25 protein-coding genes are annotated in these 24,805 nt (G+C 48.1%); 24 read left to right on the top strand and 1 reads right to left on the bottom strand.

Annotated features, from left to right (window positions below; genetic code table 11):
* From FIU82_RS10940 to FIU82_RS10915, 6 genes are all read left to right on the top strand, one after another.
* Entirely contained in the window at window positions 1-1,059 is a 1,059-nt protein-coding gene (locus tag FIU82_RS10940) for a nucleotidyltransferase family protein (RefSeq protein WP_152441070.1), read from the top strand.
* Window positions 1,059-2,024 carry a Gfo/Idh/MocA family protein gene (locus FIU82_RS10935; RefSeq protein WP_152441069.1) on the top strand — a complete coding sequence of 322 codons (966 nt, stop codon included), beginning with the start codon at window positions 1,059-1,061 and terminating at the stop codon, window positions 2,022-2,024. The genes FIU82_RS10940 and FIU82_RS10935 overlap by 1 nt, the downstream gene beginning before the upstream one ends.
* On the top strand, window positions 2,024-2,719 hold the full coding sequence (locus FIU82_RS10930) for an NTP transferase domain-containing protein (protein WP_152441068.1): 696 nt from the start codon (window positions 2,024-2,026) through the stop codon (window positions 2,717-2,719). The genes FIU82_RS10935 and FIU82_RS10930 overlap by 1 nt, the downstream gene beginning before the upstream one ends.
* Window positions 2,716-3,525: an SDR family oxidoreductase gene (locus tag FIU82_RS10925; RefSeq protein WP_152441067.1), complete on the top strand. Its 810-nt coding sequence runs from the start codon at window positions 2,716-2,718 to the stop codon at window positions 3,523-3,525. Before FIU82_RS10930 ends, FIU82_RS10925 begins: the two co-directional genes overlap by 4 nt.
* 69 nt (window positions 3,526-3,594) lie before the next feature.
* Window positions 3,595-4,380 (top strand): flagellin, encoded by a 786-nt coding sequence (locus FIU82_RS10920; RefSeq protein ID WP_045978595.1) that lies wholly within the window; start codon window positions 3,595-3,597, stop codon window positions 4,378-4,380.
* A gap of 150 nt (window positions 4,381-4,530) precedes the next feature.
* Window positions 4,531-5,961, top strand: coding sequence for a sigma-54 dependent transcriptional regulator (locus FIU82_RS10915; RefSeq protein WP_022944847.1), 1,431 nt, complete (start codon window positions 4,531-4,533; stop codon window positions 5,959-5,961).
* Window positions 5,962-6,021: 60 nt separating this feature from the next.
* Here the strand turns inward: FIU82_RS10915 and FIU82_RS10910 are convergent, their stop codons facing one another.
* Window positions 6,022-6,597, bottom strand: coding sequence for a DNA-3-methyladenine glycosylase I (locus FIU82_RS10910; RefSeq protein WP_022944846.1), 576 nt, complete (start codon window positions 6,595-6,597; stop codon window positions 6,022-6,024).
* A 173-nt stretch (window positions 6,598-6,770) separates the two neighbouring features.
* Between FIU82_RS10910 and FIU82_RS10905 the strand changes: the two genes are divergently transcribed.
* From FIU82_RS10905 to flhA, 18 genes are all read left to right on the top strand, one after another.
* Window positions 6,771-7,886 carry a PAS domain-containing sensor histidine kinase gene (locus FIU82_RS10905; protein WP_152441066.1) on the top strand — a complete coding sequence of 372 codons (1,116 nt, stop codon included), beginning with the start codon at window positions 6,771-6,773 and terminating at the stop codon, window positions 7,884-7,886.
* Window positions 7,879-9,279 carry a sigma-54 dependent transcriptional regulator gene (locus FIU82_RS10900; RefSeq protein ID WP_152441065.1) on the top strand — a complete coding sequence of 467 codons (1,401 nt, stop codon included), beginning with the start codon at window positions 7,879-7,881 and terminating at the stop codon, window positions 9,277-9,279. The genes FIU82_RS10905 and FIU82_RS10900 overlap by 8 nt, the downstream gene beginning before the upstream one ends.
* A 188-nt stretch (window positions 9,280-9,467) precedes the next feature.
* Window positions 9,468-9,800, top strand: coding sequence for a flagellar hook-basal body complex protein FliE (fliE, locus tag FIU82_RS10895; RefSeq protein WP_026111098.1), 333 nt, complete (start codon window positions 9,468-9,470; stop codon window positions 9,798-9,800).
* 19 nt (window positions 9,801-9,819) lie between these two features.
* Window positions 9,820-11,541 (top strand): flagellar basal-body MS-ring/collar protein FliF, encoded by a 1,722-nt coding sequence (gene fliF, locus FIU82_RS10890; RefSeq protein WP_022944842.1) that lies wholly within the window; start codon window positions 9,820-9,822, stop codon window positions 11,539-11,541.
* Entirely contained in the window at window positions 11,534-12,571 is a 1,038-nt protein-coding gene (gene fliG, locus FIU82_RS10885) for a flagellar motor switch protein FliG (RefSeq protein ID WP_022944841.1), read from the top strand. The genes fliF and fliG overlap by 8 nt, the downstream gene beginning before the upstream one ends.
* A gap of 3 nt (window positions 12,572-12,574) precedes the next feature.
* The gene (gene fliH / locus FIU82_RS10880; RefSeq protein WP_152441064.1) at window positions 12,575-13,432 is read left to right on the top strand and encodes a flagellar assembly protein FliH; all 858 of its coding nucleotides are present in this window, start codon (window positions 12,575-12,577) and stop codon (window positions 13,430-13,432) included.
* Window positions 13,429-14,766, top strand: coding sequence for a flagellar protein export ATPase FliI (gene fliI / locus FIU82_RS10875; protein WP_152441063.1), 1,338 nt, complete (start codon window positions 13,429-13,431; stop codon window positions 14,764-14,766). Before fliH ends, fliI begins: the two co-directional genes overlap by 4 nt.
* Window positions 14,759-15,211, top strand: coding sequence for a flagellar export protein FliJ (fliJ, locus tag FIU82_RS10870; protein WP_130145089.1), 453 nt, complete (start codon window positions 14,759-14,761; stop codon window positions 15,209-15,211). Before fliI ends, fliJ begins: the two co-directional genes overlap by 8 nt.
* Before the next feature lie 72 nt (window positions 15,212-15,283).
* Window positions 15,284-17,155, top strand: coding sequence for a flagellar hook-length control protein FliK (locus FIU82_RS10865; RefSeq protein ID WP_152441062.1), 1,872 nt, complete (start codon window positions 15,284-15,286; stop codon window positions 17,153-17,155).
* A 46-nt stretch (window positions 17,156-17,201) separates the two neighbouring features.
* Window positions 17,202-17,735 carry a flagellar basal body-associated protein FliL gene (gene fliL, locus FIU82_RS10860; protein WP_152441061.1) on the top strand — a complete coding sequence of 178 codons (534 nt, stop codon included), beginning with the start codon at window positions 17,202-17,204 and terminating at the stop codon, window positions 17,733-17,735.
* A 9-nt stretch (window positions 17,736-17,744) separates the two neighbouring features.
* Entirely contained in the window at window positions 17,745-18,839 is a 1,095-nt protein-coding gene (fliM, locus tag FIU82_RS10855) for a flagellar motor switch protein FliM (protein WP_022944834.1), read from the top strand.
* 42 nt (window positions 18,840-18,881) lie between these two features.
* Window positions 18,882-19,286: a flagellar motor switch protein FliN gene (gene fliN / locus FIU82_RS10850; RefSeq protein ID WP_022944833.1), complete on the top strand. Its 405-nt coding sequence runs from the start codon at window positions 18,882-18,884 to the stop codon at window positions 19,284-19,286.
* A 26-nt stretch (window positions 19,287-19,312) separates the two neighbouring features.
* Window positions 19,313-19,678, top strand: a complete 366-nt coding sequence (gene fliO, locus FIU82_RS10845) for a flagellar biosynthetic protein FliO (RefSeq protein WP_138542753.1) — start codon at window positions 19,313-19,315, stop codon at window positions 19,676-19,678.
* Between the two features lie 4 nt (window positions 19,679-19,682).
* Complete coding sequence (gene fliP / locus FIU82_RS10840; protein WP_022944831.1) at window positions 19,683-20,426, top strand: flagellar type III secretion system pore protein FliP; 744 nt, start codon at window positions 19,683-19,685, stop codon at window positions 20,424-20,426.
* 2 nt (window positions 20,427-20,428) lie between these two features.
* Complete coding sequence (fliQ, locus tag FIU82_RS10835; RefSeq protein ID WP_022944830.1) at window positions 20,429-20,698, top strand: flagellar biosynthesis protein FliQ; 270 nt, start codon at window positions 20,429-20,431, stop codon at window positions 20,696-20,698.
* Window positions 20,699-20,700: 2 nt separating this feature from the next.
* Window positions 20,701-21,480, top strand: a complete 780-nt coding sequence (gene fliR / locus FIU82_RS10830) for a flagellar biosynthetic protein FliR (RefSeq protein ID WP_022944829.1) — start codon at window positions 20,701-20,703, stop codon at window positions 21,478-21,480.
* A gap of 8 nt (window positions 21,481-21,488) precedes the next feature.
* Window positions 21,489-22,619, top strand: a complete 1,131-nt coding sequence (gene flhB, locus FIU82_RS10825) for a flagellar biosynthesis protein FlhB (RefSeq protein ID WP_152441060.1) — start codon at window positions 21,489-21,491, stop codon at window positions 22,617-22,619.
* 80 nt (window positions 22,620-22,699) lie between these two features.
* The gene (gene flhA, locus FIU82_RS10820; RefSeq protein WP_152441059.1) at window positions 22,700-24,805 is read left to right on the top strand and encodes a flagellar biosynthesis protein FlhA; all 2,106 of its coding nucleotides are present in this window, start codon (window positions 22,700-22,702) and stop codon (window positions 24,803-24,805) included.

Raw genomic sequence — 24,805 nt, 5'->3', positions numbered from 1 at the left:
ATGAGTTTTTCATGGCAAGAAATATTAATGGCCCCAGAGCAGTCTCTGCGCGAAGCGCTTGAAGTGATAAATATACAAGCGTCGCGAGTGGTACTCATTGTTGATAAGCAAACGCACTTACTGGGTGTGATTACCGATGGTGATATACGACGTGCGTTATTAAATAATCTCGGGTTGGAAGTTGCGTTATCGGAGGTCATGAATACCTCGCCGATATGTGCAGAGGTAGGCACACCTAAAGAACAGCTTATTGAGACTATGGAGCAAAAGGGAATTTTATCTATTCCCGTGGTGCGCCAGGGTAAAGTGGTTGGGTTACAGACCCTCAAGCATGTGTTAAGTAAACCAAAGTTTGATAACCCTGTTTTTCTCATGGCTGGCGGGTTTGGCACACGATTACGTCCGCTGACCGACCACTGCCCTAAACCTATGTTGCAGGTAGGCAATAAGCCGATACTAGAAACCGTTCTGAAAAGTTTTGTCAAAGCAGGCTTCAGTAATTTTTATATCTCAACCCACTACATGCCTGAACAAATCGAAGAGCACTTTGGCGATGGGAGCCAGTGGGGGGTCGAAATAGAATATGTCCATGAAGAGTCTCCCTTGGGGACAGGGGGAGCTCTCGGTTTATTGCCAAAAAGTATGCGACGCGACCTACCATTAATTTTAATGAATGGTGATGTACTAACAAAAGTCGACTTTGCGCGTTTACTGGAGTTTCATTGTGAGAATGGCGCAGACGCAACAATGTGTGTGCGTGAGTACGAGTATCAAATTCCTTACGGTGTTATTCAAGGCGAAGGAAGTCGAATCACCGATATGGTGGAAAAACCAATACAACGGTTTTTTGTTAACGCCGGTATCTATGTGGTTTCCCCTGAAGTGATCAGCTCCGTACCCTTTAATCACCGCATCGATATGCCCACCGTGCTAGAGCAGCGAATAGCTAAAGATAAAGATGTATTAATGTTTCCCATCCATGAATACTGGCTTGATATAGGCCGAATGGACGATTTCAATCGCGCTCAGGTGGATATTCGTAGTCTGGGAATGGGTTAATGCAAAGCGTAGCCGTTATTGGTTTAGGTAATATCTCTCATCGTCATAGAAAGAATTTGAAGGCTCTAAAACCCGACGCTCGAGTTATCGCCATGCCAGCAAGCAATCGACAATTAACAACTTTGCCGGCCCATGCCGATGCCTGTGTAACGCAACTTAATGAGCTGATTGAATTGCGACCTGAGTACGTCATTGTCGCGTCACCTGCGAATCTACATGCAAGCCATGGTAAATCGCTGCTAGAGGCAGGAATTCCATGCCTTATAGAGAAACCACTGGGAGCAAGCCTAGACCAAGCTCAGGAATTGTTGAGATGTGCTCAGAAGCCATCAGCTCCTGCTTGTGCAGTGGGTTACTGCTTGCGGTTTATGCCGACAGCACGAATCATGAAAGACCTGGTTCAACAACAGGTAGTGGGCGAAATCTATAATATCCACATTGAGGTTGGTCAATATTTACCACAATGGCGATCAGGTTTAGACTACCGTGATTCAGTGTCAGCGCGTAAAGAGCTTGGCGGCGGTGCCTTGTTGGAGCTGAGCCATGAGTTGGATTACGCTCGCTGGATATTTGGTCCTTTGGCACTAAGCCACGCCCATTTGCGTTCATCATCGGAGCTTGGTTTAGAGGTAGAGGACTTAGTTGATGTTAGCCTGCGTACCGAGCATGACGCGCATGTGCAAATACATCTTGATTTCTTGCAACGTCAACCACAACGATTTTGCCGTGTGATTGGAAATAAAGGCCGCCTTGATTGGAATTTACTAAGAAACGAGTTGGTGTTAACAGACTCGCAAGGGCAGAGCCAACAGTTTGGCGATTCTCATTGGCAAGCCAACACTATGTATCTGGATATGTTGGATAATTTTCATAACCAAATCGCACAGCGACCTTATCAAGGGGCGAGCGTGGCGCAAGCTTTAGAAGTCGTTAACCTTATTGATGTTATAAAACAGAGTGCCTAATGAACCATTATGCTTTTATCTTTGCTCGAGGGGGTTCAAAGGGACTGCCTCGCAAGAATGTTCTTCCTTTGGCTGGAAAGCCGTTAATACATTGGTCGATTGATTCAGCTAAAGCCACTTCTTTGATATCGCGGGTTTTTGTCTCAACTGAGGATCCAGAGATAGCTCGTCTAGCGAAAGAACGCGGAGCGGAGGTTATAATCAGGCCCATGGCCTTGGCACAGGATGACTCACCAGAGTGGCTTGCTTGGCAGCATGCTGTGCAGTGGGTCGAGGAAAAATATGGTCAGTTTGACACTTTTATCAGCTTACCAACGACAAGCCCATTGCGCGCCAGTGAAGATATTGAAGGGGCTTTGCAGCAGTTGCAAAAAGTCGGTGCAGATATTTGCATTTCAACAACACCTGCGGCACGTAGTCCTTTCTTTAATATGGTAATGCGTCAGCAGGACGAAACTGTGCAGTTAGTATGCGAGACGCCGTCAGGGGTTTCGCGCCGGCAAGACGCGCCCAGCGTTTATGATATTACAACAGTGGTGTACGCCGCGCGGCCAGCTTATATCCGCCAAGCCACAGGCTTATTGGCGGGGAAAGTAACCAGTATTTGCGTACCCGCAGAGCGAGCCGTAGATATCGATACACAATTGGATTTTGATTTCGCCGAGCTGTTGGCTAAGAGAATGAGGAAAGTATGAGAACATTGTCACAATTACAACAGTTAAATGGCCAATGGGCATTGATCACCGGTGGTGCAGGGCATGTTGGCCATGCCGCAGCGCAAACGCTACTAGAGCTTGGTGGTCATGTGATTTTACTAGATAGAAGTGAACAGCAGTTACAACAAGTTCATAGCTCAGTGTATGACGGCAGTGACAAAGTTCATACTCTCTCTTGCGAGTTATCACAGCCAAGTGAAATAAGCACAGCAATGGCTAAGGTTAGCGAGCTCACTCAAGGCAAGCTCAACATTCTCATTAATAACGCAGCGTTTGTTGGCACTGATAAGCTCTCAGGCTGGTGTGTGCCTTTTGAGCAGCAGTCATTAGAGACTTTCAACGACTGCCTAAATGTGAATTTATCTGCGCCGTTTCAGCTGTGCCAACACGCTTATGAGCTAATGAAAAACACGCCCGGTGCCGCAGCAAGGATCGTTAATATCTCCTCAATTTACGGCGTTGTTGGTCCACAAATGGACATGTATGAAGGCACCGATATGGGCAATCCAGCTGCATATGCCACCAGCAAAGCGGGGTTGATGCAATTGACACGCTGGTTAGCTGCCAATGTTGCACCTAGAGTCCGAGTAAATAATATAGTACTAGGCGGCATTGAGCGTGGCCAGCCAGATTCATTCTTGAATAAATATAATGCCAAAGTACCTTTGGCTCGAATGGCCACAGAAGAAGACGTCAAAGGAGCCATTGCTTATCTTAGTAGTGAATTATCTAACTATATGACCGGCCAGAGTTTATTCTTAGATGGTGGGTGGACAGCGATTTAAAGTGCTTGTTGGAGACCAATGTTCTACACTTTAGTATAAGTGCAGGCCACAAAACTCCGGAGGCAGGTTATGAAAATCAACTCAGAAGCTGCAAGCCAACTAGCGTCAATCAATACTCGTTCGACGCAATTAGATCAACAACTCGCTACAGGTAAGCGCGTTAACTCAGCGGCTGATGATGCAGCTGCGCTTCAAATTATTGACCGCTTAACGGCGCAGCAAAATGGTTTTACACAGGCCAGCCGTAATGCCTATGACGGTATTTCCTATGCGCAAGTGAGTGAGTCAGCATTGAGTAACGTCAATGATTCTGTTGGCCGTATTCGCGAGCTATCCATACAAGCTGGTAATGGTGCACTTTCCGATAGCGACCGCCAGGCTTTGCAAGAAGAGGTCGTGCAACTGCAAAGCGAAATTACCAACACGTTAGAGCAAAGCAGTTTTGCCGGGAAGCCGTTATTTGATGGCCAAAGTGTCAGCTTCCAAATTGGTGCTGATGCGAATCAAACAAACGCCCTTGAACAGCCTAATAGCGACTTCCTTAGTGCCGTAAATGCTATTGACATCACCACTCAAGCGGGCGCTAATTCAGCGTTAGATGTGACTGAGCAAGCCGCAGAGCAGGTTAACCAGCAGCGAGCGCAGCTGGGCGCTTTCGAGAATAGCCTAAGCAGTCAAATTCGCTCGCTTAGCGAGCAAAACGAGAATGTTGCAGCGAGTCAAAGCCGCATTGCTGACACTGACTATGCAAAAGCGGTTAGCGAGCGCACCAGTAATGACATCCTTAACCAAGCATCTATCGCGCTGCGCGGCCAAGCTAACCAAAACGCCGCCGCAATTTTAGGACTGCTGTAATAGTGGTTCACTATGCGCTGAATCAAACAAAACTAGGAAAAGCGTCTGATTTTTGGCATTAACGTCAAAAACATGCCGCTTTTCCTTGAATCCTCCCTGAACTGCAATACAATCTAGAGTTATAACAATCGCTTAGTATTTGGCGGCGCGATGATCCTGATTCTAGATGACAATACGACTCGAGCCCAAGGGTTGAGCTCAGCACTAACCTTTGTGGGTGAGGCTAATGAACTGACCACCTCAGGTGATTTGTGTGCAAATATTGATAAGCACCACGAGCCCATTATTGTGCTCGGGGCACTCAATAACGGCGAACACCAGCAATTAATTAAAGCGCATCCAGAGTTACCATTTTTGTTAATTGGTGAAACGTTAAAACCCTTATTAGATATCGCTAACGTCATTGGCCTTATAACCGAGCCTTTTCACCATGATGTAACCACCCAATTGCTCCATGACTGTCAGCAGTATGCGCGCATGAAGCCCACCCAAAGTGCGCACAATCCTAAAGCCTTCAATGGCTTAGTGGGGGATACTGAAGCCGTCAATCATGTTCGCTTTTTAATCTCTCAGGTGGCGAAAACGGAAGCAAATGTACTCATTCTTGGGGAGTCGGGCACGGGTAAAGAAGTGGTGGCTCGTAACGTACACCTTCTTTCGGGACGTAGTTCAGGCCCATTTGTGCCGGTAAACTGTGGCGCTATCCCCGGCGAATTATTAGAAAGCGAATTGTTTGGCCATGAAAAAGGCGCATTTACTGGCGCCATATCAGCGCGTAAGGGGCGCTTCGAGTTGGCTCAAGGTGGTACCTTGTTCTTGGATGAAATCGGCGATATGCCATTGCAAATGCAGGTTAAGTTACTGCGTGTGTTGCAAGAGCGCACTTACGAGCGAGTTGGTGGTACCAAAGCCATTCAAGCCGACGTCCGAGTCATCGCAGCGACGCACCGAAACTTAGAGCAAATGATTGAGGCGGGAGATTTCCGTGAAGATCTATACTACCGCCTAAACGTTTTCCCCATCGAGAATCCGGCGTTGCGTGAACGTGGCGATGATATTGGCTTATTGCTCAAAGAGCTGACTAAGCGAACAGCCCAGCAAAGCGGTCAAAGCGTTAAGTTTACCGATCGTGCCATTGAAAGTTTAAAAGGCCATACGTGGCCCGGAAATATTCGTGAGCTCGGTAATCTTGTCGAACGCATGGTGATTATGTTTCCGGATCAAGTGGTTGATGTACCAGACTTACCGAAGAAGTATCAGCATCTCGATGTTGAAGCATTTGTTCCAGAGTACCCCGAAGAGCTATTAGAGCGCCAAGCCCTGAATGATATTTTCGGTGAAGGCTTTGTTGATGATGATGAGCAACTACCTGCTGAGCATGAATCTGCAGCGGACAATATTGGGGTGCTGCCTGATGATGGAGTCAACCTCAAAGAATACCTTGCAGAGTTAGAGGTGAGTCTTATCACGCAAGCGCTTGAGCGCTATGACTATGTTGTTGCCCGTGCTGCTGAGGTGCTGGGCGTGCGTCGCACCACCTTAGTTGAGAAAATGAAAAAATATAATCTCAACCGCGATTAGCTTTGCTGCAGTAACACAAGCGGTGCCAGCGTCCCTTAAGTAGTTAACTCAGGTTCAAAGCTAATACAAAGCGATCACCTGCTCTTTGCGAAAGCATTGGTTGTGGTGGTCGTTAACCATGCCACAAGCCTGCATATGAGCATACACTGTAGTGGATCCTAAAAATTTAAAGCCACGCTTTTTCAAATCTTTAGCAAAAATATCGGATTGCTCACTGGTTGCTACGTAATCTTCAGGACTCGCGATGCTGTTGACGCGCGGTCTGTCATTCACAAATTGCCATTGATACGCGCTAAAGCTACCAAACTGATGTTGAATTTCAATAAAGCGTTGAGCGTTATTAATAGCGGCATTAATTTTTAACTTATTGCGCACAATACCGGCATCATTGAGCAAGCGCGTGATGTCTTCGCCATCAAAAGCGGCGACAGTGTGAATATCAAAGTCAGCAAAAGCACGGCGGTAGTTGTCTCGTTTTTTTAAAATGGTATACCAGCTCAAACCAGCTTGTGCCGATTCGAGAGTAATAAACTCGAATAAGCGTTGATCATCATAAACAGGCACACCCCATTCATCGTCATGGTAGGCAACGTAATCGGGCTTACTTAAGTCCACCCAGGCGCAGCGAATACACATAAAAACTCCTTGTAGAAAGCGTTATCAACTAATGTATCAGGTAACTGTTTTTTTATACAGTGTCATTTTTTTGATAGCAATAATAACAATGTAACTTCATGAATATTAAATAAAATAAAGTTGGTACGCTTTGTGCTTTTATGGATTAGACCTTGTGTTTAAGAGTGAAAATCATGGCATTAGCGAGTGTTATCAACCCACAAATCCTTCATCATGGCCAGTTTAGCCCGGCATTAGCGCAAGAAGCTTACGTTGGAGAGCTGAGCGACTTGCGGCTACAAGCCAGCTGGCTGAGTCATTTAGTCGATACCATGCCTGCGGGTGTGGTGGTGCTTGATGGACAGGGAATGATAGCCAAAGCCAATCAAATTGCCAGTGATATGTTAGGCGAGCCGCTCGAAGGTGAGAAATGGTTTGCGGTGATCCAGCGCTCATTCCGCCCGCAACAGGACGATGGCCATGAAGTGTCGTTGCGCGATGGACGGCGTATAAAATTAGAAATCCGCGCGCTCACGCCCGAGCCTGGGCAGCTTATTTTAATGACCGATTTAACGGAAACGCGTCGTTTGCAATCAAGAGTGGCGCACATGCAACGTTTAAGCGCGCTTGGCAAAATGGTGGCTACTTTAGCCCACCAAGTGCGTACACCGCTCTCGGCAGCCATGTTATATGGGGCCAATTTGGGCTCGTCGCGATTGAATAATCAATCGCGTGCCCACTGTCACGATAAGCTCATGTCGCGTTTGAAAGATTTGGAAAACCAAGTGAATGATATGTTGTTGTTTGCCAAAAGTGGTGAGCAGCAAGTCGTTGAGCCGATGTCATTAGGGCTGTTACTTAATGATGTAAATTCTGGCAGTGAAGCCATGCTTAGTGAGCATGAAGCGCATCTACAAGTACAGCTTCCTGAGCCCGATATCGAAGTCATGGGCAATCGTACTGCCTTGGCCAGTGCCATCAATAACCTGGTGCACAATAGTTTACAGGTGATAGGCAGTGGTGCGCATATTAAGATGCAGGCACGTCGTCAACGCACGAACAGTGATTATGTCGATATCATCATTAGCGATAATGGCCCAGGGATCAATGAAGAGATTATTGACAAAATTTTTGAGCCTTTTTTTACCACTAAGCGTCAGGGCACAGGTTTAGGTCTGGCTGTGGTTGCCTCAGTGGTGAATGCCCATAAGGGGCAAATAAAAGTAGAGAACCTTCAAAACGGTGGCGCGCAATTTACGCTAACGCTTCCTGTTTTGCACAGCAATACCCAGGAGCAGAGCAATGAATAACTATGTACTTGTTGTCGAGGATGACAAGGGGTTACGCGAAGCCCTAATCGATACATTAACACTGTCAGATATTCGCTGCATTGCAGCAAAAAGTGGTGAAGAAGCAATCATGATGCTAAAAGAGCACAGTGTTGCTCTAGTGGTCAGTGATGTGCAGATGCCCGGTATTAATGGCATTGAATTACTAAAAAGCATCAAGCTTAACTATCCAGACATGCCGATATTAATGATGACGGCCTATGCCACTATTGATGATGCGGTTGAAGCCATGCGTCTGGGGGCCATCGACTATATGGCAAAGCCATTTGCCCCCGAGGTTTTACTGAATTTAGTGAGTCGTTACTTACCCAATGAAACGGCTAGCCAAAGTGGTCCAGTGGTCGCTGATGCCAAAAGTTTGGCGCTACTCGATTTAGCCAATAAAGTGGCTGACAGTGACGCGAGTGTCATGGTGATGGGTCCAAGCGGGAGTGGTAAAGAGGTATTGGCGCGCTATATTCACGACCAATCGCCGCGCAAAGAGGCGCCATTTATCGCTATCAATTGTGCAGCCATTCCCGAAAACATGCTTGAATCGACTTTGTTCGGTTACGAGAAAGGCGCGTTCACTGGCGCTGTGAATGCCTGTCCAGGTAAATTTGAGCAAGCACAAAATGGCACCATTTTACTTGATGAAATTACTGAAATGGATTTAGGCCTACAAGCGAAATTGCTACGTGTATTGCAAGAGCGCGAGGTTGAGCGCTTAGGGAGTCGCAAAACCATCGAGCTCAACGTACGGGTGTTGGCCACCTCAAACCGTGACCTCAAAGAAGCGGTCAGAGCCGGTATATTCCGGGAAGATTTATATTATCGCCTAAACGTGTTCCCGCTGACCTGGTTGCCACTCAATCAGCGCCCCGGGGATATTATTCCACTGGCTGAACATTTATTAGAGCGCCATTGCCAAGCTAGCAAACAAGCGACTGCCTCGCTCAGTGCCGATGCCAAAGAGCGCTTAATGGCGCATACTTGGCCGGGAAATGTGCGTGAGCTTGATAATGTTATTCAGCGTGCGCTGATCTTAAAATCCGGTGACGAGGTGCACGCCAGCGCCATTTATATCGAAGAGTTCGTCACTGATGATGAAGTTGAGCTCAATGCGCACCAAGATATGCCCTCTGCGCTCAATCAACACAATGATGAGCTGCCAGTGGCATCACCCCAAGGTGTAGACCAAGCCCATAACTTTAAAGATGAGCTTAAAAACAAAGAGCATAAAATAATTCTCGATACCTTAGCGCGCTTTAACGGTAAGCGTAAGGATGTTGCTGATGCCTTAGGGATCAGCCCGCGTACCTTACGCTACAAAATAGCGCAAATGCGCGAGCAGGGGATCCACCTTCCTGCATAGTCTCGTCATAATGTTCTATTTCAGCCCGGGATATGCTCGGGCTTTCTTGTGGGCGTCAAAAATATAGCTAGCCTAATTCCTCAGTGTCAAAATTAAAATAATAATAAGCCTTTGTTAAATAATGATATTTTATTGGCACGACTTGTGCATTGTTCAGGGTAAGTTTAATTAACTGAGTGATGCCCAAGATGAAAGTCCAAGCCAACTCATTATTTCAAGAAATGCAGTCGCTCGCGCAAGAAGCGCAAGCTCGTAACCCATTGAAAGAGGCACAAAACCAAGTGCCGCAAACATCGACCAGCCAATTTGGTGAGCTACTAAGTAGCGCAATCGATAATGTTCATAACCTACAGCAAGATGCTAAATCAAAAGTGGTTGCTGTGGAGATGGGTGATCGCCGCGTTTCTCTTGCCGAAGCAATGATCGCATCGCAAAAATCCTCTGTCGCATTTGAGGCCACTGTGCAGGTTCGTAACAAGCTAGTGGAAGCCTACAAAGACATCATGAACATGCCTGTATAACGGATAGCGGAGAACAGTTGTGGCACAAGCAAACCAATCAACAGATTTAGCCCTTGCCGATGGCGGTGTTGACATGAACACCGACTCCTCGGGTGAACAGCAAGAACAAAAGTCTGGCTATTTAAGCGCCCTTAATGGTGTGGATATGCTACGACAGGTGACGCTGATCATCGCTTTGGCTATTTGCTTGGCCATCGCTATTTTTATCATAATTTGGGCGCGTCAGCCTGATATGCGCCCGTTAGGCAAAATGCCTACCGAGGAATTGATTCAGACCTTGGATTTCTTGGATGCGCAAAAAATCGATTATGAACTCGATGGCAACGTGATCATGGTTGCCGAAGATGCCTATCAAGATATAAAACTGAATATGGCTCGAGAGGGGCTTACGCAAGGCCCGCAATCTGGCACCGATATCTTGATGCAAGACATGGGATTTGGCGTATCACAGCGTCTTGAACGTGAACGACTCAAGCATTCTCGCGAGCAGCAGCTTGCGCGTACCATTGAAGAACTTAATAAAGTATCTCGCGCCAAAGTATTACTGGCCATTCCTAAAGAAAATGTATTTGCTCGTATTGAGAAGAAGCCCTCAGCAACGGTTGTTGCGACGGTTAAACGCGGTCGTAACCTCAACAGTGAAGAGATAGACTCTATCGTCGATATCGTCGCCTCGGCCGTGCAAGGACTGTCTCCTGAACGGGTCACGGTGACCGATCAAAATGGTCGTCTGCTTAACTCCGGTTCACAAAATTCGTTATCGGCGCGCTCACGTAAAGAGTATGAGATTGAGCGTCAACGAGAGCAGGAATATATAGAAAAAATTGATAGCATCATGATCCCGGTGGTCGGACTGGGTAACTATACTGCGCAGGTCGACTTGGTCATGGATTTCAGCGCAGTAGAAGAGACTCAAAAGCGTTACAACCCAGATTTGCCAGCGGTGCGCAGTGAAACCACATTAGAAGAGAATAACATTGGTGGTTTAGCGGTCGGCATTCCTGGCGCCTTAACAAATCAACCGCCAGTGAACTCTAACATTCCAGAGAATGCGTTGGACGAGCAAAGTGCGCAAACTCGCTCACCGTCGCGCAGCCACAAAGAAGCGACCCGTAATTATGAGCTTGATACCACTATCTCTCATAAACGTAAGCAGACTGGGGTGATCCGCCGTATCAGTGTTTCCGTGGCTGTGGATTACACACAAACAGCTGGTGCGGATGGGCAAACCACCAGTGCGCCGCGCAGTGCCGAGGAGCTCAACAATATTCGTCGCCTATTACAAGGAGGCGTGGGTTTCGACATGCAGCGTGGTGATGCCTTAGAAGTCGTGAGTGTCCCCTTTGTACGTGAAGACCTGGGTGCGGTTGCTGAACTGCCACTGTGGGAGCAAAATTGGTTTATGAAGATAGTGCGTTTAGCACTGGGCGCATTAGTGATAATCGTGTTGATCATTGCCGTGGTTCGCCCCATGCTTAAGCGACTTATCTACCCAGATGATACACTGGAAGAATACAATGAAGATGCGTTGAGTTCGGGTGTTGATATCGGTGATAGTACATTAGAGATGCTAAACAAAGATTTCGACTCGGCAGCGGTGGGTTTCTCCTCCGACGGGACACTGCAGTTGCCAGACTTACATGGTGATGAAGATCTCCTAAAAGCGGTTCGCGCCTTGGTTGCCAATGAGCCTGAACTATCCTCGCAAGTAGTTAAAGCATGGTTGAGTGAAGATGACTGAAGAACAACAGCAACTAACTAGCGGCTTCGATGTAGATAAACTCGAAGGCGTAGAGAAAGCAGCAATCCTGCTACTGAGCTTGTCTGAAGAGGATGCCGCGCAAATTCTTAAACACCTTGAGCCCAAACAAGTGCAAAAGGTGGGGATGACCATGGCCGCGCTTGATGACCTTAGTCAGGATAAGATAAGCGCCGTGCACAACCTGTTTATTGAGCAAATTCAGCAGTTCAGCACCATTGGCTTCCAATCAGAAGACTTTATTAAGAAAGCTCTGACAGCCGCATTAGGTGAAGATAAAGCGGCAAGCCTGATTGACCAAATTGTGATGGGCTCAGGTGCGAAAGGTCTTGATTCGTTGAAATGGATGGACTCCAAACAGGTGGCGAACATTATTCGCAACGAGCACCCGCAGATTCAAACCATCGTTTTATCTTATCTGGAGCCAGAGCAAAGTGCAGAAATTCTGGCCCAGTTCCCAGAGAAAGTACGTTTGGATTTAACCATGCGGATTGCCAACCTCGAAGAAGTACAGCCAGCAGCGTTGCAAGAGCTCAACGAGATCATGGAGAAGCAGTTTGCAGGTCAAGCCGGGGCACAAGCTGCGAAGATGGGCGGCCTGAAAGCGGCGGCCGATATCATGAACTACCTCGATACCAATGTCGAAGGTCAGTTAATGGACTCTATTCGCGAGCACGACGAAGAAATGTCACAGCAAATTCAAGATCTTATGTTCGTCTTCGAGAACCTTATGGATGTCGATGACCGAGGCATTCAGGCCATCCTACGCGAAGTACAGCAAGATGTGCTGATGAAGGCAATCAAAGGTGCCGATGACGGACTGAAAGAGAAAATCTTTACCAATATGTCCAAACGGGCAGCCGATATGCTGCGTGATGACCTTGAAGCCATGGGTCCTGTGCGTATCAGCGAAGTGGAAGCGGCGCAAAAAGAGATTCTCTCTACGGCGCGACGCTTATCCGACTCCGGTGAAATTATGCTTGGTAGTGGTGGTGGCGAGGAGTTCCTCTAAGCCATGAGTGAGTCAAAATTACGTCGTGGGCAACGATTAGACGCCAGTGAGGCGGCAGATGAACTGCTGGAGAACTGGCCTATTCCCGACGTCAGTGCAGATCCAAAGAACTATCAAGGGCGTTCAACCGCCTTTGGGACACCGCTCGAACAGCTTTATAAAAAGCATGTCGAGGAAGATGAGCACCGCGATGGCGAAGAAATTCTGACCCCTGAGGAGACCGACTTTCCTAAACTGACCCTTGAAGAGTTAGAGCAAATTCGCCAAGACGCCTACGAAGAAGGCCTCAAACAGGGGCATGAACAAGGCTACGTTGACGGATTTGATAAAGGTGCCAGTGAAGGCAAAGAAGCGGGGTTCCAAGAAGGGCTAAAGCAAGGCAAAGAGCAAGGGCTTGAAGATGCGAAGCCCATCATTGACGAACAACTGGATGCGTTAAAAAGCACGTTAGAAGCGCTTGATGAGCCCGCCAAACACATTGATGAGCAGGTTGAGCATGAGCTGATCTTTCTCGCCAGCGAGTTAGCCAAAGCCATTACCTTGAGTGAATTAAAAACCAACCCCGACACTATTTTAAATGCGCTTCGCGCGGCAACCGAAGCCTTGCCAAGTAATGAGGCAATGTGCCAAATCAGCCTCCATCCAGATGATTTAGCTATAGTGACGTCACACTTCAGTGACACCGAGTTGGATAATCGCCATTGGCAGTTACTCGGTGAGCCGACTTTGGCGCGCGGTGATTGTAAAATCAAGCAACAGCGTTCATCTATCGATTTCACATTAGGGTTGCGAATCCAACAAGTACTGGAACCGTTTTTGCAAGACAGCGGTGTCCATGTGCGCGATGAGCCAAAATCATGACAACTTCATTAAGTGAGCGTTTGCACCAGCAGCGTAAACACATCCATCAACCTCAGGTCGCGGTAGCGGGGAGCTTGACCCGCGTTGTTGGCCTGACCCTTGAAGCAAAAGGGCTGCAGGCACCGCTGGGTAGCCAGTGTCAGGTCGAAACAAACCAAGGCTTAGTCGATGCCGAGGTGGTGGGATTTAATGACGACGTGCTTTATTTAATGCCCAATGACCGTATCTCTGGGGTGTTGCCAGGTGCCCGCGTTATCCCTCAACACAAGCAGCAAGGGCTGCCAGTAGGGATGAACTTACTCGGACGTGTGGTCGATGGTTTGGGGCGCCCTTTAGATGGACTCGGGCCACTGCGCTGCGAGGAGTTTACTCACTTTGCAAAAAACACCATCAATCCTTTAGCACGGCGACAAATAAGCCAACCTATGGACGTGGGCGTGCGTGCTATCAACTCCATTATCACCGTGGGTCAAGGCCAACGTATGGGCTTGTTTGCCGGTAGTGGTGTGGGTAAGTCGGTATTGTTAGGGATGATGACCCGAGGCAGTGCGGCCGACGTTATTGTGGTCGGCTTAGTGGGTGAGCGTGGTCGTGAAGTTAAAGAGTTCATCGAGGAAATCCTGGGTGAAGAAGGGCGTCGTCGTTCTGTGGTGGTGGCCGCGCCGGCTGATGCATCGCCATTGATGCGTCTAAAAGGCTGTGAAAGTGCCATCACTATTGCCGAATATTTTCGCGACCAAGGCCTCAATGTATTGTTATTACTTGATTCGGTCACTCGTTATGCCATGGCACAACGGGAGATAGCGCTCGCCGTTGGAGAACCACCCGCAACTAAAGGCTATCCCCCTTCGGTGTTTGCCAAGCTACCTGCTCTGATTGAGCGTGCGGGTAATGGCGGTGAAGGCCAAGGCGCCATTACTGCCTTTTTCACGGTGTTGTCAGAGGGGGATGATTTGCAAGACCCGATTGCTGATGCCGCACGAGCTATTTTAGATGGCCATATAGTGCTTTCACGAGAGCTTGCCGACAGTGGCCATTACCCGGCCATTGATATCGAAAAATCGATTAGTCGAGTAATGCCGCAAGTGGTCTCAGAGCAACATATGCAGCAAGCGCGGTTAATCAAGCAAGTGGTGGCAATGTACAATGAAAACAAAGACATGATCACCCTAGGCGCATACCAAAAAGGCACCGACCAGATACTCGATCAAGCCATTGATATGATGCCGCGTATTAATAACTTTTTACGCCAGGGAATGAAGGATGTGGTGCCTTACGATGAGTGTTTAACGTCGTTAGCCAATTTACTAGGACAGGGAGGTAGCCATGGCTAAGCTGGCGCTGCTTTATAAACTTGAATCGGACAAAGAAGAAAAACTGCGTGCCGACTTTTTAGGCGCGCAACAGCACTGGCAGTCTCATCAGCAAAAGCTCAATGGACTTAACCAGTTTCGCCAAGAGTATTTTGCACAACTGACGCAAAAGGCACAGGCCGGTCTATCCAGCGCTGGGTTTAGTCACTACCAAAACTTCATCAGCAAAATAGACCAAGCCATTGAGCAGCAAACACAGGTGGTTGAAACTGCCCACAGAGTCACGGAGCAGCGCCAATCACAATGGCGTCAACAGCGGGTACGTACTGAAGCCGTAGCCAAGTTAATTGAAAAAGAAAAACTTAAGCAACAAGCGAAGTTAGCGAAAGCAGAGCAAAAAATGTTGGATGAATTTGCTACCAATCAGTTTTATGCCCGACGACGTTCAGGCGAAACTGGTATGTAACTTGCTGTAATTTTCTAAAAGCTTAGTTAACCTTGCAAAGCGGCACTGCTTTGCCACCTTTGAAGGGGTCATATGATGACACAGGTAGAATCAGTAATTGTCCTTCCCCAATCGGGACAGAGCCAAGATAAGGGGGCATCATCCACTTACGACTCTGGTGAGAAAGAGTTTGCGCAATTCTATTCTCAAGAGCAGCAACGCCAAGACCGAGTGAAGCGCTCCCCAGAGGATGAAAAGCAGGCCATTGGCGGCTTTGTGGGTCAAAAAAGTGATTCAAAAGAGCCCCAAAAAAAGACTCAGGAAGCCGAACAAGGCGTTGATAAATCAGCGAAAAAGGTTAACGAGCAAAGTAGAGATAAAGAACCATCAACAACCGTCTTGGATGGTGAGGGTGATGCAGCTGATGGCGCTGAGCCGCTTAGTAATAAGGCGCAGCCTAGCGAAGAGGTGGCGCAGGCCACTCCCATAGCTGCTAGTGAAGATGACTTTTATCAGCAACTTTTTGCGCAATTATCGATGAGCACAGAGCTCTCTGCGGTCGCCAAAGAAGTGGGCAGCGCTCTTAATGGTACCGGGTTCAGTGATGATATTGATGTCGACTTTATTGCTAAGCTGCCAATCGAGCTTAAACAATCGCTTGCCCGTTTAACGCCGGCACAGCGCAGTGAGTTGAGTGTGCAACTGCAGCAAATGGCCTCGGCAGCGGGGATAGATGCAAAAGCGTTGGCTAGCATAGAGACACAACTGAATCAGTTAGTGGCCACCCCAGGGCAATCAGGCCTGAGCGATGCTGAACGTATTGCCGCGCAAGCCAAAGAGTTATCAATGGCAAAAGCCAGCGAACAGGTGCAGCGTCCAGCCGAGAGTGTAGCAGCACGCAGTGCCGAGGATGCCAGCAAACTAAACAATTCAACTAAGGTTGCCAGTGACGTTCAGCAAGAACTGAATAAAGTACTCGCTGATGGCAAAGCCCTTGGTGCAGAGGCTGCTAAGTCTGATGCAAAAAATAGTACCGCGAGCGCGGCGCCAGGGTCATTAAACCCAGAGCAACAGCAACGTCAATCCCAAACCCAGCATATATTGGCAGCAGCCAAAGTTGAAGCCGACCAAGGCGGGCCCAGTGCCAGCAAAACTACCCAAGCAGCGGTTAATCCAATGTTGAGCGATGCAAAAATGAAAGCGGCTCAGCCACAAGGGGATAAGCAAACTAATCTATCAGCGAGTAAATTCAGCGCCGAGCCTATGGCTGAGTCAGGGGATAAGGCGGTTTCGCCAAGTAAAGGCACTCAAGGGGAGAACGCTCAGCCTTCGGCCAGTGCTTTGAGCGCTCAGTCTAAAGTGACTCAGCTTGCCAGTGCCTTAGTGGCACACGCGCAAGGCAATACCGAGCTCAGCAGTGCAATTGAGGCGGACCTTGCACATTGGCAACAGGTGCAACAAGCCGCCATGCAAAGTACGCAGCACACCCAAGCTCAAGGGCAAACTCAGCGTGTGGCGCTGGATCCTGCACTACTGCAAGCAATTAATATCACTAAAAACGACGCCGCGCAGCAAATACAGCAGCGCGTTAATATGATGCTTAACCTCAATAATCAAGAAGCCGAAATCCGTCTTGATCCACCGGAGCTAGGAAGTATGCAAGTGCGGGTACGCAGTGAGGGAGAACAGGCACATGTTAATTTTGTAGTGCAAAATCAACAAGCTAAAGAAGCGCTAGAGCAGGCGATGCCGCGATTAAGAGATCTACTAGCGCAGCAGGGATTATCTTTGGGTGATATCAACGTCGAGCAGCAAAACCAGCAAAGTGCGCAGCACGATGGTGAGCAAGGTCAAGGCAGCGAGCATGGCCCACTGACAGAGCAAGCAAGCAATGATGAAAACCATGGCTTAGAGCAACAGCAGAAAAACGCGCCAATGGAACAAGGAATTGATTTCTATGCGTAATAACTATTGCTATTATACAGTTAAGTGATTTTATTCGAGGCAACCTATGGCCGATGATAAGCAAACCGACCTGCAAATAGAAGAAGGCGGCGGCTCAAAGAAAAAACTGATTATAATCATTGCTGTTGTAGTGCTATTAGTCGGTGGTGGTGCGGGCTACTTCCTGTTTGCTGGGGGCGACGACCCGGCGCCTGCTACACTGGAACAAGAACAAGGCAGTGCATCAGAGCAGGGTGGTGCAGCACCGAGTGCACAGCTTGGCAGTGCATTGTATGTGGGCATGCCTCGTCCTTTCGTATTCAATGTACCGGGCGCTGCACGTGACCGCATAGTACAAATTAAAGTGCAGCTATTAGTGCGTGGCGAAGGGAACGAAGAGGCCGCTAAAAAGCATATTCCACTTATTGAAGGCACATTATTAAGTGTGTTCGCCGGTACCAATGCCGATGAACTAAGCACTGCAGCAGGTAAAGAATCTTTGCGTGACGAAGCGCTTACGCAAGTACAACAAGCCCTCGAAGGCGTAGAGGGTTCGAAAGTCGTAGAGCGAGTGCTCTTTACCGGCTTTGTAATGCAGTAAGGGGTAGATGTGAGCGACTTATTATCTCAAGACGAAATTGACGCGCTACTGCACGGGGTAGACGATGTCGAAGAAGAGGATACCTCCGAGGGTGCCAGTGCCAGTGGCGAGAGCGCGCTGCAGTATGACTTTTCTTCACAAGATCGTATTGTCCGTGGGCGTATGCCAACGCTTGAGATTGTCAATGAGCGCTTTGCCCGACATATGCGCATCAGCTTATTTAATATGATGCGTCGCACCGCTGAAGTGTCCATCAACGGCGTGCAAATGATTAAATTTGGTGAATATATTCACACCTTGTTTGTTCCCACCAGTTTGAATATGGTGCGCTTTCGCCCGTTAAAAGGCACCGGGCTGATTACTATGGAAGCGCGGCTGGTATTTATATTGGTAGACAACTTCTTTGGCGGTGATGGTCGTTATCATGCCAAAATTGAAGGTCGTGAATTCACCCCTACCGAACGCCGTATTGTGCAGATGCTGCTGAAAATCATCTTTGAGGATTACAAAGAAGCGTGGGCTCCGGTGATGGATGTGTCGTTCGAGTATTTAGACTCGGAAGTAAACCCGGCGATGGCCAATATTGTCAGCCCCACTGAAGTGGTGGTGATCAGCTCGTTCCATATTGAGCTTGATGGTGGCGGTGGCGACTTCCATATTGCCCTGCCATATTCCATGTTGGAACCCATCCGTGAGCTGCTTGATGCCGGTGTACAGTCTGATACTGAAGACACTGATTTACGCTGGTCTAAAGCTCTGCGCGATGAAATCATGGATGTTGAAGTCGACTTATCGACACGGTTATTAGAGGTAGACTTGAGTCTTGAGCAGATTATGGAGCTCAAAGCTGGAGACATTATTCCAGTAGAAATGCCTGAGCATATCACTGTGTTTGTTGAAGACTTACCGACCTTCCGCGCGAAGATGGGCCGCTCTCGGGATATGGTGGCATTGCAAATTAGTGAAAAGATTAAACGCCCAGAATCAGTGAAGTCGGAACTTCATGTGTTTACGAAAGGCGGTAAAAAGCTCGACTCAGATGCTGAATTAGCCGAGCTTGAGGAAGATCTGCATTTAAGTGAAGGCGTAGATTTAGATTGGTAAAAAGGTGCGCACATGCGCGCCTAGCAACAGAGGTTGTATGTAATGAGTGATGATCAAGATACCATGGATGAATGGGCCGCAGCCCTAGCCGAAGCCGAAGAAGGTGAACAAGGCGGTGGCGACGATGCCCAGGTTGCAGAGCTAGACGAGCTCTCCGAAGAGCGCGATGAGGTCACGCCAGAGGAAAAGCGTAAGCTGGATACCATTTTAGATATTCCGGTGACCATTTCTATGGAAGTGGGCCGCTCTAAAATCAATATCCGAAATTTGCTACAGCTTAACCAAGGCTCAGTGGTTGAACTTGATCGCGTTGCTGGCGAGCCACTGGATGTATTAGTGAATGGCACCTTGATTGCGCACGGTGAAGTGGTGGTGGTGAACGATAAGTTTGGTATTCGCTTAACCGACGTGATTAGCCAAGTAGAGCGGATCAAAAAACTACGATGAGAGCATTGGCCTCGCTTTTTGCCCTCATGGCACTTCCCGTTTATGCGCAAAATGGTGCCGCCCAGCCTGGCGCGGGGCTGAATCTCAATGTTATGTCTATGTTGTTGTCGCTGTTGTTGGTGGTCGGGACAATTATCGCATTAGCTTATATGCTTAAGCGTTTTAATCCGAATATGGCCAATAATGACGATTTTAAAGTTATACGCACTTTGCCACTGGGGACTAAAGAGCGGCTACTGGTGGTAGAAATCGATAATAAGCAACATTTATTAGGCGTTACGCCAGGTGCCATCAATTACTTATATGAGCTGGAAACGCCGCTCAAAGAGCGCGAGATGGCGCCACTGGCAAAGCAACTCAGCCACATACTCAATACTAAAAAAAAGACCTAAGATAATGAAATACTGGCTAATACTTCTTTTTGCTATGCTTTTAAGCCCGACTGCTTTTGCAGAGCAGGGGCTTCCCGCCGTGACCGTAACCACCAATGCCGACGGCACGCAGGATTACTCAGTCACCTTGCAAGTATTAGCGATTATGACGGCGCTAAGTTTTATCCCTGCCGCCGTTATTATGATGACCTCATTCACCCGTATTATTGTGGTGTTGGCGATATTACGCCAAGCCATCGGCTTGCAACAAACCCCTTCGAACCAAGTGCTGCTGGGCATGTCTTTGTTTCTGAGTATTTTTATTATGGCACCGATATACAATCAGGTGCATGACCAAGCGATTCAGCCTTATCTAGACGAAGAAATGTCCTCTATGCAGGCGCTGGAAGCCGCTAAGCAGCCGATGAAGGCTTTTATGCTTTCACAAACACGGATAAAAGATTTAGAAACTTTTGCGCAAATAGCCGGTTATGAAAAACTAGACTCGCCTGCGGACACCCCTTTTATCGTGGTGATCCCCGCATTTGTTACCAGCGAATTACAGACCGCGTTTATTATTGGCTTTATGTTTTTCATTCCCTTCCTTATCGTCGATTTAGTCGTGGCCAGTGTCTTGATGGCCATGGGTATGATGATGCTCTCGCCAATGATTGTCTCCTTGCCCTTTAAAATTATGCTATTTGTATTAGTGGATGGGTGGTCACTGGTAATGGGCACCTTGGCACGTAGCTTTGGGTTGGGAGTGTAATAATGGAGCCGGGCATTTTTGTCGATATTCTCAGTGATGCTTTATTTTTGGTGATAAAGTTGGTGTCGGCGATCATTGTCCCTAGTTTGATTGTTGGTTTGATTGTTGCGGTATTCCAAGCGGCGACCTCAATCAATGAGCAAACCTTGAGCTTCTTACCTCGTTTGCTTGTCACCCTAAGTGCACTTATTATCGGTGGCCACTGGTTTACGCAGGAACTTATGGATTTCTTTAACCGCTTAGTGCTGTCGATACCTGAAATTGCGGGATAACCATGGAATACCCCTTTGCCGTCATTGTTCAGTGGCTAAGTGACTACTTACTTCCCTTAGTCCGTATACTGGCAATGTTGATGGTCATGGCAGGGATAGGGGCACGTAATGTCCCTTCGCGTATTAAGCTTGGCTTGGCCTTGGTGATTGCCTTTGTTGCGGTGCCGGTATTACCACCTACTCAGTTCACCAACCTGTTTTCGTTGGAAATGGTGTTTGTGGTGCTGCAACAGCTGCTCATTGGTGTGGCTATGGGCTTTGCCTCGCAGTTATTATTGAATACCTTCATTCTCGCCGGGCAAATCTTAGCAATGCAAACGGGCTTGGGTTTTGCCTCGGTGGTTGACCCCTCAAATGGCCTAAGCGTGCCGGCGGTGGGGCAGTTCTATTTAATTCTCACCACCTTATTATTTTTTGTTTTTAACGGTCATTTGATGATGATCCAAATGATTGTGCACAGCTTTATCGCGGTCCCTATCGATGGCACTTGGTGGGCGGTTGATCACTACTGGGATATCGTTACCTGGGGCGGGTGGATGTTTACCACTGCTTTGGTATTGGCGTTGGCACCGCTGACTGCGATGTTGGTCATTAATTTATCTTTTGGCGTGATGACGCGAGCGGCACCGCAATTAAATATCTTCTCAATTGGTTTTCCCTTCACCCTAGTGGCGGGGCTAACCATTATCTGGGCAACCTTAGGAAACTTCATGGCGCAGTTTGAGGCGCAGTGGTTACGCATGGTTGAGCTACTTTGCTCGATGGCAGGCTGTAGTCCTTAGGAGTTGTTATGGCAGAAGATTCAGGTCAAGAACGTACCGAAGAGCCCACACCGAAAAAGCTACAAGAGGCGAAGAAAAAGGGCCAAATAGCACGCTCAAAAGAGTTGGGTACCACCTTTGTATTGATTATGTCGGCGGTTTCTTTGCTCATTTATGGCCCCGATATTGGTCGTGGTTTACACACAGTCATGAAGCGAATGCTATCGCTGAGTCGTAACGAAACTTATGACACCACCAAGATGTTTGCGGCATGGGGGGCGGTAGCGGATTCATTGCTCTATCCCATGAGCATGTTTGTACTGGTTATAGTTATCGCCGCGTTTATTGGTAATACCATGCTTGGCGGGTTTAACTTTTCATGGCAAGCGATGGCACCCAAAGCCAGTAAGATGTCGCCGATGAAAGGGTTCAAACGTATACTTGGGCCGCAAGCAGCAGTTGAGCTGATAAAAGCGCTGCTCAAATTCGGGCTAGTTGCAGCGTGTGCGGTGTTTTTGATCAAAATGTATTTTTACGAAATTCTGCATTTGAGTATCGAAACGCCACCGAACAATATAGCTCACGCGTTGGAAATTATTGCGTGGATGTTTCTAGCATTGAGTTGCACCATGATTGTTGTCTCGGCGGTGGATGTGCCTTATCAGGCGCACAACCACCATAAACAGTTGAAGATGACCTTACAAGAAGTTAAAGACGAGTATAAAAACTCCGAAGGTGACCCGCAGATCAAAGCGCGTATTCGGCGAACCCAGCGGGAAATGTCACAACGTCGGCAAATGCAAGATGTGCCTGATGCTGATGTGGTGGTAACCAACCCGACGCATTTCTCGGTAGCGATAAAATACGATACTGAAAAAGCCGGTGCGCCAATAGTATTGGCTAAAGGGGCCGATGAAATGGCCTTACAAATTCGTAAAATAGCCAAGGGGAATGACGTCCCGCTGGTAGAATCTCCAGTGCTAACACGGGCGCTCTATCATACCACCGAAGTAGGCGAACAAATTCCCGAGCAGCTATTTACCGCCGTCGCGCAAGTGTTGGCCTATGTGTATCAGCTGAAACGCTTTGAAAAAGGACGCGGTCGCCGACCGTCTAAACTGGCAGAAAAACTACCTATTCCTGATGAATTCAAGTATTAACCAACTGAAATATAGGATATAAAAAACTGGCCTACTCCTTGCTTTGATGACTGCAGTGTCAATTTATTGCTGTAGCATTTATGGATTTTAAGGCCGTTCTCACCCAGCTTAATCGCGATAAAAAAGAATATGCAAAAGGCGTAGGTACGCCGTTGTTGGTGCTCGCCGCACTGGCAATGGTGGTATTACCTATGCCGCCATTTTTACTGGATATTCTGTTTTCGTTTAATATTGCGCTGGCCTTGGTGGTGCTGTTAGTTACGGTCTACACCATGAAACCGCTTGAATTTGGTATGTTCCCAGCGGTGCTTTTAGTCGCGACCATTATGCGTCTGGCGCTTAATGTTGCCAGTACGCGGGTGGTGTTATTAGAGGGCCACCAGGGCGGGGACGCGGCCGGTAAAGTAATTGAAGCCTTCGGCTCGGTGGTAATCGGCGGTAACTATGCCGTGGGTCTGGTTGTCTTTCTGATCTTAATTATTATCAACTTCGTGGTTATCACCAAAGGGGCCGGACGTATATCAGAAGTGTCTGCCCGCTTTACCCTCGATGCGATGCCCGGTAAACAAATGGCCATTGATGCCGATTTGAACGCGGGTTTTATCAGCGCCGAGCAAGCGCGGGAGCGGCGTGAAGAAGTCACCCGTGAAGCGGACTTTTACGGTTCGATGGACGGTGCCAGTAAGTTCGTAAAAGGCGATGCCATTGCGGGTATCGTTATCTTAGTGATCAATATCGTTGGCGGGTTATTTGTCGGTATGATCCAACATGACTTGAGCTTTTCTCAGGCCATGGAAGTGTACACCTTACTCACCATTGGTGATGGCCTCGTGGCGCAGCTGCCATCGCTGTTGCTATCAATCGGTACTGCTATCGTCGTAACTCGCCAAAATGAATCACACAATATGGGCGATCAAGTTAAAACCCAGCTTGGCAATGACAAAGCACTGTGGATAGCATCCGGTATTCTCATCACTATGGGGTTGGTACCGGGGATGCCGCATGTGGCGTTTTTAGGCTTGGGTGGCTTACTTGGTTTTGTTGCTTATTATTCGCAAAAGCAGGCAAAACTTGCTGCTGAACAGGAGCAACAAGAAGCTGAGCAGGGCCCTGGCAGCAATGTTGCCACCCACGACGAACCAAAAGAATTGGGCTGGGACGATGTGCAGCAAGTCGATGTCATCGGTTTGGAGGTAGGCTACCGTTTGATCCCGCTGGTGGATCAGGCCCAAGGTGGAGAATTGTTAAGCCGCATTAAAGGGGTCCGTAAGAAGCTCTCACAGGAACTGGGCTTTTTAGTACCGCCTGTTCATATTCGCGATAATTTAGAGTTAGACCCTAATGCCTATCGTATTACCCTAATGGGCGTGTCCAGCGGTGATGGTGAACTCAGTCATGGTGATGAACTGGCCATCAACCCAGGTCAAGTCTTTGGCCCAATCAATGGTGTGGCGACTAAAGATCCGGCTTTTGGTCTGGATGCGGTGTGGATCAAACCAGAGCAAAAAGATGAAGCACAGTCTTTAGGTTACACCGTCGTTGATGCTGCTACAGTAGTGGCGACCCACATTAGCCAGTTACTCACTAATAACGCCTCACTGCTATTGGGCCACGAAGAAGTGCAGAGTCTGCTTGATATGCTAGCGAAAAGCCATCCGCGTCTAGTAGAAGGTCTAGTACCAGATGTGTTACCGCTGACGACCATAGTGAAAGTGCTACAAAATCTCCTCAATGAAGGCGTTGCTATTCGCGATATGCGTAGCATAGTGCAAACACTCGTAGAATATGGTCCACGCAGCCAAGACCCAGATGTATTAACCGCAGCGGTACGTATTTCATTGCGTCGTTTGATTGTGCAAGATGCGGTTGGCGCTACGCCAGAAATTCCTGTCATAACATTGGCGCCTGAGTTGGAACAGATGTTGCATCAGTCGCTTCAGAACGCAGGAGATGAGGGTGCTGGCATTGAGCCAGGCTTGGCAGAGCGGCTACAGGCCTCTTTAAGCGAAGCCCACCAGAACCAAGAAATGTCGGGTGAACCTTCCATCTTATTGACCTCCGGGATGCTTCGTACAGTGTTATCACGTTTTGTGAAGCACACCATCCCTGGGCTGAAGGTGATGTCTTACCAAGAAGTGCCCGATGAGCGTCAAATTAAGATTGTTAGCTCCGTTGGACAGCAATAG

The sequence above is a fragment of the Pseudoalteromonas sp. THAF3 genome (genome assembly GCF_009363775.1).
In the GTDB taxonomy this organism is placed as follows: domain Bacteria; phylum Pseudomonadota; class Gammaproteobacteria; order Enterobacterales; family Alteromonadaceae; genus Pseudoalteromonas; species Pseudoalteromonas ruthenica.
This window is presented reverse-complemented; position numbering and strand designations above follow the sequence as displayed.

Excerpts from the sequence above, each read along its gene's own strand:
- FIU82_RS10865 (WP_152441062.1), top strand. The coding sequence starts at position 15,284 with ATGATGACACAGGTAGAATCAGTAATTGTCCTTCCCCAATCGGGACAG.
- fliE (WP_026111098.1), top strand. The coding sequence starts at position 9,468 with ATGAAAGTCCAAGCCAACTCATTATTTCAAGAAATGCAGTCGCTCGCG.
- fliJ (WP_130145089.1), top strand. The coding sequence starts at position 14,759 with ATGGCTAAGCTGGCGCTGCTTTATAAACTTGAATCGGACAAAGAAGAA.
- FIU82_RS10900 (WP_152441065.1), top strand. The coding sequence starts at position 7,879 with ATGAATAACTATGTACTTGTTGTCGAGGATGACAAGGGGTTACGCGAA.
- FIU82_RS10920 (WP_045978595.1), top strand. The coding sequence starts at position 3,595 with ATGAAAATCAACTCAGAAGCTGCAAGCCAACTAGCGTCAATCAATACT.
- FIU82_RS10935 (WP_152441069.1), top strand. The coding sequence starts at position 1,059 with ATGCAAAGCGTAGCCGTTATTGGTTTAGGTAATATCTCTCATCGTCAT.
- FIU82_RS10925 (WP_152441067.1), top strand. The coding sequence starts at position 2,716 with ATGAGAACATTGTCACAATTACAACAGTTAAATGGCCAATGGGCATTG.
- flhA (WP_152441059.1), top strand. The coding sequence starts at position 22,700 with ATGGATTTTAAGGCCGTTCTCACCCAGCTTAATCGCGATAAAAAAGAA.
- fliO (WP_138542753.1), top strand. The coding sequence starts at position 19,313 with ATGGCACTTCCCGTTTATGCGCAAAATGGTGCCGCCCAGCCTGGCGCG.
- fliN (WP_022944833.1), top strand. The coding sequence starts at position 18,882 with ATGAGTGATGATCAAGATACCATGGATGAATGGGCCGCAGCCCTAGCC.
- fliP (WP_022944831.1), top strand. The coding sequence starts at position 19,683 with ATGAAATACTGGCTAATACTTCTTTTTGCTATGCTTTTAAGCCCGACT.
- flhB (WP_152441060.1), top strand. The coding sequence starts at position 21,489 with ATGGCAGAAGATTCAGGTCAAGAACGTACCGAAGAGCCCACACCGAAA.
- fliR (WP_022944829.1), top strand. The coding sequence starts at position 20,701 with ATGGAATACCCCTTTGCCGTCATTGTTCAGTGGCTAAGTGACTACTTA.
- fliI (WP_152441063.1), top strand. The coding sequence starts at position 13,429 with ATGACAACTTCATTAAGTGAGCGTTTGCACCAGCAGCGTAAACACATC.
- fliH (WP_152441064.1), top strand. The coding sequence starts at position 12,575 with ATGAGTGAGTCAAAATTACGTCGTGGGCAACGATTAGACGCCAGTGAG.
- fliL (WP_152441061.1), top strand. The coding sequence starts at position 17,202 with ATGGCCGATGATAAGCAAACCGACCTGCAAATAGAAGAAGGCGGCGGC.
- fliQ (WP_022944830.1), top strand. The coding sequence starts at position 20,429 with ATGGAGCCGGGCATTTTTGTCGATATTCTCAGTGATGCTTTATTTTTG.
- FIU82_RS10905 (WP_152441066.1), top strand. The coding sequence starts at position 6,771 with ATGGCATTAGCGAGTGTTATCAACCCACAAATCCTTCATCATGGCCAG.
- FIU82_RS10915 (WP_022944847.1), top strand. The coding sequence starts at position 4,531 with ATGATCCTGATTCTAGATGACAATACGACTCGAGCCCAAGGGTTGAGC.
- FIU82_RS10930 (WP_152441068.1), top strand. The coding sequence starts at position 2,024 with ATGAACCATTATGCTTTTATCTTTGCTCGAGGGGGTTCAAAGGGACTG.
- FIU82_RS10940 (WP_152441070.1), top strand. The coding sequence starts at position 1 with ATGAGTTTTTCATGGCAAGAAATATTAATGGCCCCAGAGCAGTCTCTG.
- fliG (WP_022944841.1), top strand. The coding sequence starts at position 11,534 with ATGACTGAAGAACAACAGCAACTAACTAGCGGCTTCGATGTAGATAAA.
- FIU82_RS10910 (WP_022944846.1), bottom strand. The coding sequence starts at position 6,597 with ATGTGTATTCGCTGCGCCTGGGTGGACTTAAGTAAGCCCGATTACGTT.